This window comes from Effusibacillus consociatus, from assembly GCF_042652925.1.
GTDB lineage: Bacteria > Bacillota > Bacilli > Tumebacillales > Effusibacillaceae > Effusibacillus > Effusibacillus consociatus.
In genome coordinates, this window is sequence record NZ_JBHSHC010000004.1 from 1 (window position 1) to 885 (window position 885).

The 885-nt window shown below is 48.9% G+C and carries 2 protein-coding genes and 1 pseudogene; all 3 read right to left on the reverse strand.

Annotation, left to right across the window (positions count from 1 at the left end):
- Positions 1-98: 98 nt before the first annotated feature.
- Positions 99-341, reverse strand: a complete 243-nt coding sequence (locus tag ACFO8Q_RS00395; protein ID WP_380023435.1) for a hypothetical protein — start codon at positions 339-341, stop codon at positions 99-101.
- The gene (locus tag ACFO8Q_RS00400) at positions 341-664 is read right to left on the reverse strand and encodes a metal-sulfur cluster assembly factor (RefSeq protein WP_380023434.1); all 324 of its coding nucleotides are present in this window, start codon (positions 662-664) and stop codon (positions 341-343) included. Before ACFO8Q_RS00400 ends, ACFO8Q_RS00395 begins: the two co-directional genes overlap by 1 nt.
- Positions 665-885, reverse strand: a pseudogene (locus ACFO8Q_RS00405) (phenylacetate-CoA oxygenase subunit PaaI); the annotation flags it as partial.

The following is an 885-nucleotide window of genomic DNA, read 5'->3' on the forward strand; positions in this document are numbered from 1 at the left end:
CGCTAATCCCTACTTCGACCAGGCGGTCGCCCAGCACATACTTGTTGTCGGCGACGGCTTCAATCAGTTCTGTAAATGCCTGCAATCCTGCTGTTTGTTTACTCATTGATCCTCACCCCTTCCTTTTCGAATAATCCTACCGGCTTCCTGACCCAGTTGATCCTGTCCCTGCGTACTACACACATCTCCGCCCAGTCTTCTTCGTCATAGGTGAATGTGGCATACACTTGCGCCAGTTCGTCCGTTTCCGCTTCTACCGTACCGACATGCACAAGGTCGTCACCACGCTTGATACGGGTGAACACGTCATATTCATATCGGCGCCCGATTTCGGCATTCATCATGCACTTACCCCCCAATGCTTCATTTTCTCGCGAGCTTCCTGACTTAAACGATCCACCGTCCAAGGCGGATCCCACACCACTTGAATGTTCACTTCACTTACACCCGGTTCTTTCAACAACCTCGTTTTAATATCTCCCTCAATCCATTCCATGCAAGCACAGGAGGCAGCTGTATAGGTCATAGTCAAGTCGATGATTCCCTGATTCTCCTTAATGTCATAGATCAGCCCCATATCCACCACACTGACAGGGAACTCAGGATCCATCACTTCCTTTAGGGCTTCCCAATAACGCTGTTCAGCCGAAGTTTGTTTGCCCATTTATCCCACCTCTTTACGGAGTTCTTCCAATTCTTGTTTCCCTTTTTGAATGCGGGCGACAAACTCCTGATTTTTTGGCCCCCGTTTTTTGAAACGTGCGATCACGTTTTCCCATGTATCCGGCTGGTCGTACAGCCATTTTTTATTTTCTACGTCAAATTTGCACGGGAACGGGACATCGATCACATACTTTCCGGTTTCTTCGTCGTAGTGGGCCGGTA